This window comes from Moraxella lacunata, from assembly GCF_900453205.1.
In the GTDB taxonomy this organism is placed as follows: Bacteria; Pseudomonadota; Gammaproteobacteria; order Pseudomonadales; family Moraxellaceae; genus Moraxella; species Moraxella lacunata_B.
This window is the reverse complement of record NZ_UGQU01000002.1, coordinates 664,396-682,084: the sequence shown is the minus strand read 5'-3', so window position 1 is coordinate 682,084 and position 17,689 is coordinate 664,396. Positions and strand designations below refer to the sequence as shown.

The window sequence follows — 17,689 nt, the reverse complement described above, 5'->3', positions numbered from 1 at the left end:
CACAAACCACATCAGGCACTCATCCATCACCTACAACGCTATGAATGGCATCAAGGCAGACGAGCGGGGGGTGATGAGCTGGCCACAAAAAACGAACAGCTTATCGCCTCTTATCGGCATCAAAGCCTAAGTGCCACCGCACATGGCAGACTAAAGGGCATACAGGTTGCCCATTTATTTACCCTAACAGGTCACCCTCATCAAAGCATGAATACCGACTGGGTTGTCTACGCCTTACAGATGAGCATCAAACCCATCGATGAAGACAACAACACCCATCAGTACTATACCGCTGATACAAGCTTTACCGCATACCCTGCCACACATCCGCTTGTGCCCACAACCCTGCCCAAGACCCATTGCCCGTACCCAAACCGCCACTGTCGTCGCCCCAGAAGGTGAAGAGATACACACCGACCAATACGGTCGCATCAAAGTCAAGTTTCACTGGGATAAACCCACACTCACCAAAGACACCTTGTAGACAATCGCACCGGTGATGACAAAGATGACCTAAGTCAGATAAACACCTGCTATCTTCGTGTCGCCAGTACCTGGCAGGAGATCACTATGGGCACATTGCACTACCCAGAGCAGGCCAAGAGGTCATCATTGACTTCTTTGGAGGCAATCCTGACATGCCCTATGTGGCAGGCTCTTTGACCAATCCAAACAACATGCCTCTATACACCCTCCCTCATGAAAAAGTCCTCTCTGGCATCCGCTCCAAAGAGTATGGGGGAGACAAATCCAACCAACTCATCATGGATGACACTAAAGACAACTGCAAACCCACCTAAAATCCGACCACCTACACACCGAGATTAACCTAGGACACATCAGACGTCTTACCACCCCCAAGGACGAGGTGAATACGAGGCGAGGGCTTTGAGGTGAGAACTGATGGACATGGGTGGTAAGAGCAGATAAAGGTGTGGTGATTACCACGCATGGGAGCCACATGCCACAAGTCACATCAAGACATCAAAGAGACCACAAGTCAATTAGAACAAGCCACAAGCACCCACTCATCACTCATACAAGTAGCATCCAAGCACAATGCGAAAGCGAGCCTTGGATAATACCTCATGCCCACCTTAGATGGGCTTAAACAAGCATGACAGGTAGGGAGATCAATGACCATCATGCCCATGTCAATCACCACGATGACGACTTAGATGACACCCTAAGTCATCCAGAGCTGTCAAACCCACACATCGTCCTTAGCTCACTGGCGGGCATGACCTTAACTGCCAACAAAACATTCACATCACCACCGACACAACCTTGCCATCACCACAACAAAGACCTAAGCCTTGCCACACCTCAAAGTACAATCTAACCGTCCAAAACGGCATCAGAGTCTTGTCCAAACAGGAGGTATTAAACACTACACCGCCAAAGACACATAGAACTACAAGCCCAACAAGGCAACATCAAACACATCGCCAAAGACAACATAGAGATTATCTCAACAGAAGGTAAAATCCAATCACAAGCCCACTCAATTATCCATCAACATCTGTGGTTCTGAGTTAAAATGAACGAACAAGGCGTGTTTATCACAACACCTGGGGTGTTAGGGTTAAGAGCAATGAGAAGGTGATGGAGGGGGGTGAGTATGTGGGGTATGAGGTGCCAGAATTACCTGATATACAGATTGGTGATTACTCTGAAGGCTTTCATGTTGCTGATAAAGAGACTCAAAGACCGCTATCCAATCAAACTTTTTGGATTAGACGATCAAATGGAAAAATTCAAAAAATCAATACAGATGCCAAGGGTTTAACAGGTATGATAAAATCTGAAGAAGCTGAAGAAGTAACATTAATGTTTCTATACCTTTGGAACCATTAATTGATTAATGTGCATTTATAGAGAGTTAATTATGAGTGATAATATATTTTACTTTACTAAAGATGATGCAACCATTAATAAAGATGGTAGCATCAATATATCAGGAAAAAAATCTGATGGCACAATTATTATATAAAGTGTAGTGCTCAGGATTTATGTACTGCAACTTTAAAACCTATAATAAAAACAGTAAGATATCAACCACAACTAATTTTTTCAAACTAACAGATATACCAATGTGATGGAAAGTAAAGGGTGGGTACAAGCGGCTTTTTTGCAAAGAAAGTGGTTCAATGATTCTAATTTAGAAATGACTTTATCGGATAAAAGAGGAGGTTGGGGTAATTCAAATCCAAAACTTGATTATTATAACCCTAGTAGATTAATCATGAATGGCTATCAAAATTTCCACGCTATAATCAAGCATTAAATAATCTAATTGCAAATTTATTAACAGAAAAATCAAAAAAAGTTATTATTAAATCATTAAAAAACTATCTTTTTCCCCTTTTAATTTTGAGGATTCTGACACTTATGAGTTCTCGAGTTCTTACTATAGAGGAGCTGATATAGAATTATTAAAATCATTCCATAGAGATTGGCAAATACAAAGGGAGGCAATTGATAATTCTTTCCCTGCAAAATCAGCAACATATATATCCAACTCTCTTAACATTGATGATTTATGGGCTGCATTTGGAGCGTTCAATATCTATGCGTCTATTGGAGATTATAGTGTTTCTTATATTAAGAGTAATGATAGCTATAAAATAAACATAAAATCCATATATTGTTATGCAATAGACAGCTACGATTTTATTATTGATGGAAATAAGGGAAAGGAGACTATTTAGGTCATTGGAATAAAATGATATGACTTTTTCCTTATATGATAAAGATGATATTAAAACAGCATGATGACCGTTGTCGTTGATGATACAGGAACAACGGAAAAGTATTTTATTCCCGAGAAATTATTTTTTCCAATTTTTAATCAGCACTATCAACTTTATCGTAAAAAACATAATAAAGGCAAAGATATGGTGATTTGGACAAAACCACATTTAATAAAACTTGAATCTAACAAAAATTCATTTTTTCAGATAAGTAAGAAAGAAGTGGATAAAATATTAGGAGGATAAGAATGAATAAATCAAGAATTTTTATATTATTAATTTCATAATATTTGTTGCCATGGCATGGTTTTCTGTTTATATTGTTTACTATTTTCAAGCACAAAAAATAATGAAAGAAGTTAATTTAAATAATTTTGATGACAGGTGTTATGGTATGTCAACATTGGAATTTAGATGGTCAGAAAAAATAAAAAAAGAACATCTGTTTTTTAGTTGTCATCTGACATTTTATGGCAGTAATTTTTACTCTTTAGTGTTTTTTTATAGTCCTAAAGAGAAAAAGGTGGTAGACTACCTAATGATAAATAATTTTTATCAAGAGGATATTTTTGATGCAGATTATATGAAGTTGTGTTTTACTTGGAAGGATAAAAAGATGAATTGAGAGTTATGCATGAACAGTGTGAGGTAGTGTTAGAGGATTCTTATTTTTTTTCAAGAGCAATACAAACTCCAATTTATTCTTATATAGAGCAGGAGTAAATATACACTCTGCAAAATGAAAAAAGTACTACGTTTGCAGTTCATAGTAAGGTTTGTCAAACAATAACGAAAATGACCTTTCTATAAGCTCGAGTGAATGATTTCCCGTAGCAAAATTCAATTTTGTTAGTTGTACTCTTTGTTTATAATAATGGCAAGTTATCGGTCGGTAGGATAATTGATATTAATACAAGCTCGTCAACGACAAGACCACGAACCAGACCACACCCCAACCTTTCATTGGACGGGACGCAGATATGATAAATCCATCAATACCCGTGTTGCCAATGCCAACAAACCAAAAACTCAAGCTAAACAAGCAAAATAATCCGATTAACACCAACCTAGGAGCATATCATGCCAAACGCCTTTATCCAAAACGCCGTCAGAAGTTTATGACCAAGGATTATTATGAAAAAATGAAAGAATACTATGATGATGTTGTTGATTACAGTATACAAGACCAAAACCTTATGTGGATGAATTTAATTTCTTGTCTGTGGATTTACAGCCAGACTGGATAATCCTATTTGATGTATATTACGGACAACTCCTACTTGCCTATACCGCAGGTGATGACATCAAGACTCTGATTCCTTATCTATACAAATGTATCGAATGCAAAGAAAATGAAGCTGCCGCCATTGCCAAACATCATTATGATGAAGGCAGTCTACCAAGTGTTTTAGGTTCTAATTCTGACAAAGTCTTACAATTTATCAGTCTAGCCTATTTGTTAGATTGCCGTGATTTATTACCTAAAATTAAGCTGTTGGCAGAAGGTCAAAACCAAGATGTCTTTGATGCCACCGATGCAATGACTGACCGTTTGTTTAGAATCAGTGGTCTTGTGCAAGAAGTGCGAGCTGGCAATGTGGACGGTGGTTTATACAACAACCCTTGGTATACGATTATCTGTGACTGCCTAGATGATTTATATCACAACACAGGCAACACCCAAAAAATCAAAGACGCCATCATCGATGAGCTAAGACAAAACCTAGAAGAATGGTACGAATACCACAATGATAAGCTATGGCATAACAGCCATCTTAGAATGGAAGATGAATACGGCTATTTTGGCTACTGGGAATTTGTGCCAGCATGCCTTGTCTATCTTTTTGATTTGGACGATACACCCTTGCACAAATTCATCCATTACCCCAAAGATTTGGTGGCGTGGGCAAGACAAAACAGTCCTAAGCCAACACCAACCACCCCACCCAAATATGATGAAACCTGCATCATCCAAGAAGGACAACCTGCTACTGTATCAGGTTATTACCAAGACCGCATGACTAAAAAAATCATCTACCTAAACATCGGTGATGTATCACCCATTTACCCAACCCCAAGCCACTTATCTAAATCACAGGCTTATGTTTGGTGCAAACTCACAGAGCATGGCATCAGTCTCATCCCAGAAGAAATCCTCGCCAATGCAAAAAAATAATCCGTTAAACACACCCCAAAAAACACAGCTTCTAGCTGTGTTTTTTCACCCCCCCCCTTGACCCCCTCCCACCTCCCATGCTAAAATCCAATCACTCCTAAATCATTCTCATTAACCCCACCTAACCATTCAATCATTCAATAAGGACATCCCATGAACCATCGTGCTCATCTACACTCTGTTTATCTGCCCAAAAGTGTATCTGGCACGCCTTATCTATGGTTCGACAGCTTACAAGGGGTAGAGAGTATCAACGGACTGTTTGAATACAAACTCATCGTCAAAGCCAAAGACGAACATGGCAACCCTGCCCATGGTATAGAGGGGCTAGAAGGTTATGTCAGTTTTGAAGCTTATCATGGCAGTATCATCCACCCCAAAGAGGGTACCCCCCACCAAGGCACCACCTCCTACCAAAGCGTCGCCTCTCACTTAGACCTAAGCTCCCTCATCGGCACGCCCTTAGGCATATCCCTTGACTTAAATGACAAACACCCCATCGATGATAGAACCATCACAGGACAAGTCACAAGACATGGCATCATCACCAGCTGTGCCAAACTCACCACACACAACAGGCATGCCGTCTATGAACTCACCTTATCTCCATGGACTTACCTACTCACCAAAACAAATAACTACCACATCCACCAACACAAATCCATCCCACAAATCATCGAAGAGGTGTTATCCTGCTACCCTTATCCTTGGCAGTTTGAACTCATCCATGACTATCCTGAACAAGACTACCAAACCCAATATGACGAATCAGACTACGCATTCATCACTCGCCTCATGAGTGAGCATGGCATCAGCTTTTACTTTGAACACACCAAAGACAATCACACCCTAATCATCACCGACCATGTCAGTCACCTAAAAAGACACGCCAATCCCTTTTATGACACCTTGACGCTCTATCCACCCAATCAGCGTATGCCAGAGTATGCTGAATACCTAGAACACTTTAACCCCAAAAGCAGACTGACCTGTGCCCAAAGTCTCTTATCTGATTATCAGTTTAAAACCCCTAATGAACCCCTAATGGCTCATGATACCATAAAAGGGGTGCAAACTGACACACACAAACCACATCAGGCACTCATCCATCACCTACAACGCTATGAATGGCATCAAGGCAGACGAGCGGGGGGTGATGAGCTGGCCACAAAAAACGAACAGCTTATCGCCTCTTATCGGCATCAAAGCCTAAGTGCCACCGCACATGGCAGACTAAAGGGCATACAGGTTGCCCATTTATTTACCCTAACAGGTCACCCTCATCAAAGCATGAATACCGACTGGGTTGTCTACGCCTTACAGATGAGCATCAAACCCATCGATGAAGACAACAACACCCATCAGTACTATACCGCTGATACAAGCTTTACCGCATACCCTGCCACACATCCGCTTGTGCCCACAACCCCCTGCCCAAGACCCATTGCCCGTACCCAAACCGCCACTGTCGTCGCCCCAGAAGGTGAAGAGATACACACCGACCAATACGGTCGCATCAAAGTCAAGTTTCACTGGGATAAACCCACACTCACCCAAAGACACCTTGTAGACAATCGCACCGGTGATGACAAAGATGACCTAAGTCAGATAAACACCTGCTATCTTCGTGTCGCCAGTACCTGGGCAGGAGATCACTATGGGCACATTGCACTACCCAGAGCAGGCCAAGAGGTCATCATTGACTTCTTTGGAGGCAATCCTGACATGCCCTATGTGGCAGGCTCTTTGACCAATCCAAACAACATGCCTCTATACACCCTCCCTCATGAAAAAGTCCTCTCTGGCATCCGCTCCAAAGAGTATGGGGGAGACAAATCCAACCAACTCATCATGGATGACACTAAAGACAAACTGCAAACCCACCTAAAATCCGACCACCTACACACCGAGATTAACCTAGGACACATCAGACGTCTTACCACCCCCCAAGGACGAGGTGAATACCGAGGCGAGGGCTTTGAGGTGAGAACTGATGGACATGGGGTGGTAAGAGCAGATAAAGGTGTGGTGATTACCACGCATGGGAGGCCACATGCCACAAGTCACATCAAAGACATCAAAGAGACCACAAGTCAATTAGAACAAGCCACAAGCACCCACTCATCACTCATACAAAGTAGCATCCAAGCACAATGCGAAGAGCGAGCCTTGGATAATACCCTCATGCCCACCTTAGATGGGCTTAACACAAGCATGACAGGTAGGGAGATCAATGACCATCATGCCCATGTCAATCACCACGATGACGACTTAGATGACACCCTAAGTCATCCAGAGCTGTCAAACCCACACATCGTCCTTAGCTCACTGGCGGGCATGACCTTAACTGCCAAACAAAACATTCACATCACCACCGACAACAACCTTGCCATCACCACAAACAAAGACCTAAGCCTTGCCACCACCTCAAAGTACAATCTAACCGTCCAAAACGGCATCAGAGTCTTTGTCCAAACAGGAGGTATTAAACACTACACCGCCAAAGACGACATAGAACTACAAGCCCAACAAGGCAACATCAAACACATCGCCAAAGACAACATAGAGATTATCTCAACAGAAGGTAAAATCCAAATCACAAGCCCCACTCAATTATCCATCAACATCTGTGGTTCTGAGTTTAAAATGAACGAACAAGGCGTGTTTATCACAACACCTGGGGTGTTTAGGGTTAAGAGCAATGAGAAGGTGATGGAGGGGGGTGAGTATGTGGGGTATGAGGTGCCGAGGTTGCCGAGGAAAAATAGCATACGTTTTTTATTTGAAGATGACTATAAAACACCTTTATCATTTACATCCTATACAGCGACCAATAAGCTTACAGGAGAAATTATTGAGGGGGTTACTGATGAAAAAGGTTGGACGCAAATTTTTTATACAGACAACCCCAATGTTATTGATATACATCTTGATTTGGAAATAGGAGAAAATAATGTCAGCAACATCTAGAGAGCCTGTCAGCTCAGCAATAACAGGTACTAATAACCCAACAAGGCATGTTAATATTAGTTTACCTAATTTTACTGTACATTTTAGAAGTCCTGATATTAATAACCAAGATAAGCTTGGTAGATATGGATTTGACTATCCTAGAGATGAAGATTTTTATCCAATTGAGAAAATTAATGGGCAATATCAAACGGTTGCCAAAAACGTAGTGGCACTACAAGATTCCTACTGGCAAGAAGTCACAGGCAATTACCTTAAAGAATTTGGGTATATACCTGCTTGGCTTTATATGTTTCCCAATACAACCAATGATATCTTTGCGGGAGGCTCCAATATGCATGCAGAGGGAATTGCACTCAATTTGCAAATACATGAAAATTACAATCAAGGTTTGGATTATAATACCACTTTGTTGCTTAGTGCGAGCGATGACAAGATTGTAGTTAGCCCAACGGTTATACCTGTTAGCGATTTTCAAGGAACAAGAAAGGTTTTTGATATAGATAAAAGATCTAATATGAAAAAACAGCGGGTACAGCACACATTAAACCCAGCTTATGCTCAAAAAACAAAGGTGGTTATTAAGCTTAAACCCAATACCGTGCTAACTAAACATGCTCGTATTAATATTCATGTTGATGTAAAAGGACAAAAAATTCTAGTAGGTATGTTAATGGTGCATAAAAATAATATTACGTATAAATCGGAGTTGGTGTTGGTTAAAGTGCGTTCGAATGCAAACAGTCCAATATTTCCAAGTCCTTCCGGTGATGTTGAGTATTATCTAAAAAGACGGTTCTTTAACCAAGCTCTAATCAGAGCTGAGGTGGTATTGGAAACAAAGTTTGACTTGGTTGAACTTTCTAAAACACATCAGGAGGTGAGGAGTTTTTTGGGTCAATATGATGAAAAAAACTATGTTGGTATGTCTGCAACTGATTTTATATTAAATGGTATTAAAAATTTATATGAAAAGTATGGCGATAAACAACCGAAAGATGATAGGGGGAAAGTTATTAAATTGGATGATTCTAATAATAAAAGAACTTTTGTTTTTATTACCGATTTTGATATCGGTTATAATGGTCTCGCGTCTTATGACAACTCGTCAGGTAAATTCAAATTTGGTAATTATATCATAATCTTTAAACCTGCTAAAAAAAGAAATGATACCCTGGCTCATGAGTTAGGGCATAGTTTTGGTTTGTTTCACGTCTTTGAAAGTATTGATGCTAACAAATTTCAGTTTCATCAAGGTTATAGCAATAAAGTCATGGATTATCTCCAAAGAAAAGATGGAAGTGAAAATAAATATATAAGAAGATTGTTCATGCGTCATGAATGGTATATTATGCAAAAAGACCAAAGTGTTGTCAAAGCATTTTACTACAAGGGGAACTAATAATGAAAATTATTTTTATAGTCATAGTTTTTTCTTTTTTAACTGCCTGTCAAGATAATGGCATTAATCAGGAGTTATTATCATTGAAATCAAATAATAAAGAAGGAGAATTTCTTGATTTTAGCACAGTTCAATGTCAAAAATCATTTGACTTACATGAATACATTTTTCCTTACGAATGCTCTGATAATTGTCAATTACCTTATTCGAAAAATCCTAGTTTTAATAATAAAAGTTTTTTTAATGAATTATCTATTGACAAGTATGATATTGATAATTGGTTTTTTACAGAAAAAGTTGAAAAAAGATTAATATCTAGTCAAGAATTTTCAAAAGATGAAGATAATAGTATTTTTGGTAGAATTAACTACTGCAACACATCCGAGATAATATATAATTTTTCTCCTATTCATTACACAAAAAATATTAGAAAAGATGATATTGTATATCTTAAAGGGCATTTAAACGATATAAAATTTGATGAATTGGATAGATATAATATCTATCAAATTATTAGATTAGGCGGAGAAAATAATCCTGAAAAATTTTTTGAAAACCTAATGAATACTCCAAGTCTTAAGGGCAACTATTCTTGTGATATTAGACAAAAAGAAGTTCCTTATGGTATGGTGGAAATGGCATATTGTGCTGAGTATAACAAATTAACAGTAATTACTTTATATAATCCCAATTGATTGGTCAAGGTATTTTCTCAGGAATTATTATAAAACCCTAGCCGCCCTACATAACCCAGACCAAATCCTTGATGGTAACCTTAACAGCAAAGTCCCTATGGACATGGGACTTACAAATGTCAATTCTTCTATTGGCAGTCAATGGAAAAATGTGCCTGATGATGCTACAATAGACGCATCGGACAAAGGGCATACCCGAGTGGGTGCTATTGATGAAGCCATCAAAGCAATTCCCGAAAGTGAGCGAGCCAACACGCGTATGAATGTTAAATTAGAGAGGTGTAAATAATGCAGGACTTAGAATTAGATGCTAAGCAAAAAGTTGATGAGTACTTGAAGTACTGGCAATCACAAAACATCAAAATAGAAACAGGTGCCAAACCCACCCAAGCCTTTATAGACACCTATGGTGATTTTTTTCCAAGACCGTTGTGGTATCTTTGGGAGCAAATCGGCTTTGCCTGTTTTGACAATGGCGGATTTTGGCTGGTAAATCCTGATGATTATGCTGACCTGCTTGATGAGATTTTAAAACCTACGCCGTTTTATGCCCACGATGATTGGTATGTACTGGGCAGAACGGCGTTTGGGGAGTTGAAGGTGATGGGTAGGTACACCAGGTCTCATTTAACCATTGTCTTGGATTATATTCGTATTTTTCCAGCTATTGAAGACAATCGCCAACTAACGCAAAGACAGCACGCCATTAACATAGTTGTAGAAGTTAATGGTGCTATTAGAGAGATTGGAGGCGAAAAATCCTATGATTTAACCGACACCCACCGCACCCCCCTCTTTAACCGCTGTCTTGCCAGTTATGGCAAACTCAAAGAAGATGAGATGTATGCCTTTGTGCCAGCCATCGCCTTAGGTGGTAAGCAACTTCTACAAAATGTCCAAAAGGTTAATATCTTTGAACACATTAACTTTATCACGCAGTTAGAACCCTTTGAGATTATGATGGACATTAACAGGGTGGTGGACAATCTAGGTATCACCCCAGAGAGTGCTGCCGCCTTTGTTGCCTCTCAAAATAGCCCACCAACCACCCCACCCAAATATGATGAAACCTGCATCATCCAAGAAGGACAACCTGCTACTGTATCAGGTTATTACCAAGACCGCATGACTAAAAAAATCATCTACCTAAACATCGGTGATGTATCACCCATTTACCCAACCCCAAGCCACTTATCTAAATCACAGGCTTATGTTTGGTGCAAACTCACAGAGCATGGCATCAGTCTCATCCCAGAAGAAATCCTCGCCAATGCAAAAAAATAATCCGTTAAACACACCCCAAAAAACACAGCTTCTAGCTGTGTTTTTTCACCCCCCCCCTTGACCCCCTCCCACCTCCCATGCTAAAATCCAATCACTCCTAAATCATTCTCATTAACCCCACCTAACCATTCAATCATTCAATAAGGACATCCCATGAACCATCGTGCTCATCTACACTCTGTTTATCTGCCCAAAAGTGTATCTGGCACGCCTTATCTATGGTTCGACAGCTTACAAGGGGTAGAGAGTATCAACGGACTGTTTGAATACAAACTCATCGTCAAAGCCAAAGACGAACATGGCAACCCTGCCCATGGTATAGAGGGGCTAGAAGGTTATGTCAGTTTTGAAGCTTATCATGGCAGTATCATCCACCCCAAAGAGGGTACCCCCCACCAAGGCACCACCTCCTACCAAAGCGTCGCCTCTCACTTAGACCTAAGCTCCCTCATCGGCACGCCCTTAGGCATATCCCTTGACTTAAATGACAAACACCCCATCGATGATAGAACCATCACAGGACAAGTCACAAGACATGGCATCATCACCAGCTGTGCCAAACTCACCACACACAACAGGCATGCCGTCTATGAACTCACCTTATCTCCATGGACTTACCTACTCACCAAAACAAATAACTACCACATCCACCAACACAAATCCATCCCACAAATCATCGAAGAGGTGTTATCCTGCTACCCTTATCCTTGGCAGTTTGAACTCATCCATGACTATCCTGAACAAGACTACCAAACCCAATATGACGAATCAGACTACGCATTCATCACTCGCCTCATGAGTGAGCATGGCATCAGCTTTTACTTTGAACACACCAAAGACAATCACACCCTAATCATCACCGACCATGTCAGTCACCTAAAAAGACACGCCAATCCCTTTTATGACACCTTGACGCTCTATCCACCCAATCAGCGTATGCCAGAGTATGCTGAATACCTAGAACACTTTAACCCCAAAAGCAGACTGACCTGTGCCCAAAGTCTCTTATCTGATTATCAGTTTAAAACCCCTAATGAACCCCTAATGGCTCATGATACCATAAAAGGGGTGCAAACTGACACACACAAACCACATCAGGCACTCATCCATCACCTACAACGCTATGAATGGCATCAAGGCAGACGAGCGGGGGGTGATGAGCTGGCCACAAAAAACGAACAGCTTATCGCCTCTTATCGGCATCAAAGCCTAAGTGCCACCGCACATGGCAGACTAAAGGGCATACAGGTTGCCCATTTATTTACCCTAACAGGTCACCCTCATCAAAGCATGAATACCGACTGGGTTGTCTACGCCTTACAGATGAGCATCAAACCCATCGATGAAGACAACAACACCCATCAGTACTATACCGCTGATACAAGCTTTACCGCATACCCTGCCACACATCCGCTTGTGCCCACAACCCCCTGCCCAAGACCCATTGCCCGTACCCAAACCGCCACTGTCGTCGCCCCAGAAGGTGAAGAGATACACACCGACCAATACGGTCGCATCAAAGTCAAGTTTCACTGGGATAAACCCACACTCACCCAAAGACACCTTGTAGACAATCGCACCGGTGATGACAAAGATGACCTAAGTCAGATAAACACCTGCTATCTTCGTGTCGCCAGTACCTGGGCAGGAGATCACTATGGGCACATTGCACTACCCAGAGCAGGCCAAGAGGTCATCATTGACTTCTTTGGAGGCAATCCTGACATGCCCTATGTGGCAGGCTCTTTGACCAATCCAAACAACATGCCTCTATACACCCTCCCTCATGAAAAAGTCCTCTCTGGCATCCGCTCCAAAGAGTATGGGGGAGACAAATCCAACCAACTCATCATGGATGACACTAAAGACAAACTGCAAACCCACCTAAAATCCGACCACCTACACACCGAGATTAACCTAGGACACATCAGACGTCTTACCACCCCCCAAGGACGAGGTGAATACCGAGGCGAGGGCTTTGAGGTGAGAACTGATGGACATGGGGTGGTAAGAGCGGGTAGGGGACTTTTGTTATCCACCCAAGCACGCACACAGGCACAGTCTCATTTGACAGATATCCAAGAACCGATTGGCATTGCAGATACCGCCTATCATCAGCACACCAATCTAGCAAACTCGGCCATCTCCCATCAAGCCCAAGAAGAAGATGACCAATCCGCTGTTGCCCAAAAACTCTCAGAGCAGTTACAGGCACTTCGTGGTGCAGGCGACACCAAAGAAATCTCATCGCCACAGCTAACCCTACATAGCCCAGAGGGCATACAAGCCTTGTCTGACAAATCACTTCATTTGGCATCTGCTCATCATACTGCCGTAACCGCCTCACAGCACATTAGCCTAAGTGCTGGCAAAAGTCTGCTTGCCACTGTTAGAGGGGCTGTCCGTTTCTTTGCTCAGTTGGCAGGTATTCGTCTGTTTGCTGCCAAAGGAAAAATTGAGCTCGATGCCCAAACCGATGGTATTGATGTACTGGCACTCAACAACATCAAAATCCATTCAAACAACGACTGGGTAGAAATCACCGCCAAACAAGGCATTCTCATCAATGCAGGAGGCAGCTATATTCGCATTACCCCACAAGGCATTGAACAGGGTACAGATGGCGACTGGAAGGCTCTTGCCACAAGCCACGAACTCTCAGGGGCAAACAGTTTGCCCATACAGACAAACAGTCCATTGTTTAATGATGAGATGTTTGTGCTTAGGGATATGGATGGGAATATATTGGCAAACGAACGTTACAAGATTGTCAGTAAATCAGGCGAAGTGTTTTATGGTGTCACTGACAAAGATGGACAGACCGAGCGTATCTTTACAGGTGGCTTGACAGACGATTTGGAGGTATTTTTAGATGACAGATAGTACAAAACAAGACAATGTTCTGACAAAAGTTATGTGGAACACCCAAGTGCTTGCCCCCACACACTACCCGATAGAGCTCGTGGCAGGAGAGAGTTTTTGGTTCTTTGATGAGATGGGGGATGAACGAGTGGGCTTTTATGCCCAAGCTGGCGGTGGTTGGCGTAATGGTGCAGTAGATACCATCGGAGGTTCACCCAGCAGTCCCACATTTTTGCCTGTGGGTGTCAAACTGATGTGGTTATCCTTTGCAGAGTCTTGTTTTTATCATGCTGTCCTACTGTTGCCCATACAGTCATTGCAAGCGTTGGCAGAGCAAACACTTGATACGAATAAGCAGGTTATCAAAAACCTTATTACCATTCAGTTTGCCATCGCTCCACATGGCTTTGTGAGTCTGCGAGCAGGGTTTGGCAATCATATACAAGAGCTTAGTACACATAAAGCAGAGGTGGCAAATGCTTCTTGGGAGTTTTTTGCACTAACCAACCATTTTTCTCCTGACTTGATGACAATGGAACAGTATATTGCCAAACAATTAGCAAAAGCACCAAAAGCAGTACAAGAACAAATCAAAAACGGCAATTTACCAACCAGATGGCAAGAATACAGTGAACGCAAATTCGCTTGGCATATCGCCTGTGATGTTGCACTATTTGCCCATCAAATTGCTTATGTCAATGGCGAATCATCTTTGCACCTAACATCAACAGACAAACAAAGCACAAATACCTCCCCAAAACTACAACCTGCCCCTGCTTGGATAGAACTCTTTTTTAGAAAAAACAATCAGCGACATTGTGTAGTGGTTAACCTATCTCATCATCAGTTTGGTAGAACCGAACAGCCCGAGGATGATGTGGCGGTGTTTGAGGTATTCAAAGGCTTTTTTAGCTCAAACAGACCCACCGCATTGGTTATTAACCTAACCAAAGATATGGCGGATGCTGTATTTTTGACCAATGGACACAAAGAACAAGCACTAGATGCTCACATCATCACAAAGACACTTGCCGATGATGAGTATCCTTGGTTTAAATAGGAGGATATATGGAACACACAAATACCAACACAAACACAGGGAAAACTCCCCAAAAAAGCATCGGCAAAGGCACGAGTAACTCCAAAGATAACTCCTGTGTTGAATGCACGGTCAATTGCTTGGAAATCAATGTTTTCTTTGACGGCACTTGGAACAGTCGTTATAATAGTGATAGGTATAATAGTCATAAAGAAGAGGATATGAGTGCACTACTTAATAAACCTGAGAACCAAAAAAAGACTTGGCAACCGTGGGATGATGACAAAATAGTTGCTCAGAAAGTCCTTGAAGGTCGCCTACTTGGGGAGGATTACAAAGGAGGAAATACCAGCTTTGCCCGAGCTCCCACAGGCGTAGACCAACTGGCACGAGCTTTTGGCGGTAATGAACGCATGGTAGCATTGTATGTTGATGGCTCAGGCACCATCACGCCTGAGGCTGTGGACATTACCAACGAGAATTTAAATCAACTCCCAAAAGACAAAGTTCAAAAATACGGCAACACCAATGCCAAGGAACCCAATAAAGACATTGCCATTGAGAATAACAGATATTCAAATGACAGTGCTTGGGGTGCAGGTTTGGGTGTGGGAGCAACATCAATACACAAATGGGATTTTTTTAATTCAGGTGTAAAAAGCAAGCTCCGCCAAATGCTCCAAAAAATTTATGTCACACTCCAACAAAAAAACATTAAATCAGATTGCTTGGTAAGTTTTAATGTCTATGGTTTTAGTCGGGGGGCTGCCACCGCTCGTATGTTTGTTCATCGTGTGTTAAACTATGGGCATGACAAAGATATTACCAAAGAAGTGGATGACATGCTTGGTAACTCATCTGACAATCCTATCACTTTGACCCAATTTGGCGTAAAATTCCGTGTTAAGTTTGTCGGACTCTTTGATACCGTCAGCTCCATCGGCACCAACCACAATGATGATGTAATTGATGAAAAACAAGAGCTGTGCTTTGATGAGCATCGCAGACCCAATCAAGTCGTCCACATTGTCGCAGGTCATGAGTTTCGCCAAAAGTTTGCCACCACCACCATTGCCAGTGCGGTTCAAAATGGTTGTGGCTTTGAGGTTGTCCTACCGGGTTGTCATACCGATATTGGTGATGGGTTGGAGACAAGGTGGGTGCAAGATGAAGATGTTAATCCTAAGACAGGACAGCGGGACTGGAACTTAAAGCATGTCGAAGACCGCACAACCATTTGTCAAAAGTACAATCTACTTTCCACACCATTTATGGCATTAACCAAGTTAAAACTATTTTCGCCACTTGCATTCTCACAGGTAATTCGAGCCGAAGAAAAAGCCTTACTAAATCTACAACGAGCAGAGTTCAAAGAAATCAAAAGACGCTTGGTAGAGCAAGGTTGGTTTGTAGAATCTACTGACAAAACCAAAAACGAGATTGAGATTGATGATGATGTCTTGACGATGGAAAAAATTAAGGTGCATAGAAAACCTCATTTTAATCCAGAAGGTCGTATTAAAACCCTCTCCCCCGATTATCCCAAAATCGCCACCAAACTGATGCTTGACATCATGACAGAGGTTGGGGTGAATCGTAATTATGATTTAGATAAATACCATGCTGATAAAGTCAAAGACCCTTATTTTCAAGCATTCTCCGAAGAGTTGATTGGCGAGGCTATGAAACGATATAAGGACTTTAAAACCAACAAAGCCAAATACTTTGTTGATAATGATATCATCAATGGCACACAAGAGGGTAAAGACTACTATGTTGGCATTCAAGATATCCAACAAAGAAAAATCCTATTTCACGACTACCTACACTGGTGTAGCAGTATGGATAGAAAGTTTTTAAGCCTGATTGGCACACAAGTCAGTGTTCCCCAAATTAACCCAAACACCAATCAATTCTACCGAACCGTTTATCAAGGCTAAACAAGGAGCAATCTTATGAAGAACATCACAATTTTATCCCTTATTCTATCATCAGTACTTTCTTTAACTGCCTGTGGCATGCTAGATGGCTATGGACAAGAGGCGGGGGCGAATGGTAAGCCAACACCAAGATTTAAAAATGCTAGGGGGGGGGAGATTTTAGGCTGTCAAAAGGAAATAATACCTGCCAGTGATGGCGGTGCGTGGCTAGAATATTATAACCTACCCCCAGAAATCGGCGGTAACTTTATCTGTGAAAATGGCAAGCCCAAACTCCCCAAAGACTGTCAAGGTCGGGAGATTCGTAGTGAGGCACAATTTATTGCTTTTTGGGAAAAACATCAACTTCCTATTGGTCTAAAATACTTTGAATGCGTGAATGGTCAGCCACGCATTCCTGCAATACAGCTAGAAACATGGAAGCAGATGGAAAGAGAAAAACCCACCTGCAAAGATTCTCGTGGTCGTAAACGCCCTTGTGTCTAATGATAGATAATTAAGTAGCGTGAACAAACCAAATTCACGCTACTTTTATACTTTTTACACTACCCCAAAATCGCCACCAAAC

General features: G+C 41.6%; 16 protein-coding genes and 1 pseudogene. All 17 read left to right on the top strand.

Annotated features, from left to right (window positions below; genetic code table 11):
- Positions 1–402 (top strand): hypothetical protein (locus tag DX073_RS14320; RefSeq protein ID WP_220186734.1); only part of this gene is annotated, 402 nt, incomplete at its 5' end.
- A 128-nt stretch (positions 403–530) separates the two neighbouring features.
- On the top strand, positions 531–800 hold the full coding sequence (locus DX073_RS14530; RefSeq protein WP_220186740.1) for a phage baseplate assembly protein V: 270 nt from the start codon (positions 531–533) through the stop codon (positions 798–800).
- A 317-nt stretch (positions 801–1,117) separates the two neighbouring features.
- On the top strand, positions 1,118–1,342 hold the full coding sequence (locus DX073_RS08785; protein WP_115007511.1) for a hypothetical protein: 225 nt from the start codon (positions 1,118–1,120) through the stop codon (positions 1,340–1,342).
- Positions 1,343–1,605: 263 nt separating this feature from the next.
- On the top strand, positions 1,606–1,857 hold the full coding sequence (locus DX073_RS08780; RefSeq protein WP_115007509.1) for a hypothetical protein: 252 nt from the start codon (positions 1,606–1,608) through the stop codon (positions 1,855–1,857).
- Positions 1,858–2,339: 482 nt separating this feature from the next.
- A pseudogene (locus tag DX073_RS14730) lies at positions 2,340–2,999 on the top strand (DUF6402 family protein).
- A 103-nt stretch (positions 3,000–3,102) separates the two neighbouring features.
- Positions 3,103–3,378 carry a hypothetical protein gene (locus DX073_RS08765; protein WP_147279710.1) on the top strand — a complete coding sequence of 92 codons (276 nt, stop codon included), beginning with the start codon at positions 3,103–3,105 and terminating at the stop codon, positions 3,376–3,378.
- Between the two features lie 355 nt (positions 3,379–3,733).
- Positions 3,734–4,000: a hypothetical protein gene (locus DX073_RS08760; RefSeq protein ID WP_115007501.1), complete on the top strand. Its 267-nt coding sequence runs from the start codon at positions 3,734–3,736 to the stop codon at positions 3,998–4,000.
- Positions 3,952–4,929: a PoNe immunity protein domain-containing protein gene (locus DX073_RS08755; protein ID WP_181814405.1), complete on the top strand. Its 978-nt coding sequence runs from the start codon at positions 3,952–3,954 to the stop codon at positions 4,927–4,929. Before DX073_RS08760 ends, DX073_RS08755 begins: the two co-directional genes overlap by 49 nt.
- A gap of 153 nt (positions 4,930–5,082) precedes the next feature.
- A complete protein-coding gene (locus DX073_RS08750; protein ID WP_115007497.1) occupies positions 5,083–7,899 on the top strand; it encodes a type VI secretion system Vgr family protein in 2,817 nt (938 codons plus the stop codon).
- Positions 7,883–9,301, top strand: coding sequence for a hypothetical protein (locus DX073_RS08745; RefSeq protein WP_115007495.1), 1,419 nt, complete (start codon positions 7,883–7,885; stop codon positions 9,299–9,301). Before DX073_RS08750 ends, DX073_RS08745 begins: the two co-directional genes overlap by 17 nt.
- Positions 9,302–9,303: 2 nt before the next feature.
- Positions 9,304–9,996, top strand: coding sequence for a hypothetical protein (locus DX073_RS08740; protein ID WP_115007493.1), 693 nt, complete (start codon positions 9,304–9,306; stop codon positions 9,994–9,996).
- Positions 9,983–10,285, top strand: a complete 303-nt coding sequence (locus DX073_RS08735) for a polymorphic toxin type 15 domain-containing protein (RefSeq protein WP_115007491.1) — start codon at positions 9,983–9,985, stop codon at positions 10,283–10,285. The genes DX073_RS08740 and DX073_RS08735 overlap by 14 nt, the downstream gene beginning before the upstream one ends.
- Positions 10,285–11,280, top strand: a complete 996-nt coding sequence (locus tag DX073_RS08730) for a T6SS immunity protein Tdi1 domain-containing protein (protein ID WP_115007489.1) — start codon at positions 10,285–10,287, stop codon at positions 11,278–11,280. Before DX073_RS08735 ends, DX073_RS08730 begins: the two co-directional genes overlap by 1 nt.
- A 153-nt stretch (positions 11,281–11,433) precedes the next feature.
- Positions 11,434–14,163: a type VI secretion system Vgr family protein gene (locus DX073_RS08725; RefSeq protein ID WP_115007487.1), complete on the top strand. Its 2,730-nt coding sequence runs from the start codon at positions 11,434–11,436 to the stop codon at positions 14,161–14,163.
- Complete coding sequence (locus DX073_RS08720) at positions 14,153–15,202, top strand: DUF2931 family protein (RefSeq protein WP_115007484.1); 1,050 nt, start codon at positions 14,153–14,155, stop codon at positions 15,200–15,202. Before DX073_RS08725 ends, DX073_RS08720 begins: the two co-directional genes overlap by 11 nt.
- An 8-nt stretch (positions 15,203–15,210) precedes the next feature.
- Positions 15,211–17,121 carry a T6SS phospholipase effector Tle1-like catalytic domain-containing protein gene (locus DX073_RS08715; RefSeq protein ID WP_115007482.1) on the top strand — a complete coding sequence of 637 codons (1,911 nt, stop codon included), beginning with the start codon at positions 15,211–15,213 and terminating at the stop codon, positions 17,119–17,121.
- 15 nt (positions 17,122–17,136) lie between these two features.
- A complete protein-coding gene (locus DX073_RS08710) occupies positions 17,137–17,607 on the top strand; it encodes a hypothetical protein (RefSeq protein WP_115007481.1) in 471 nt (156 codons plus the stop codon).
- Positions 17,608–17,689: the final 82 nt, after the last annotated feature.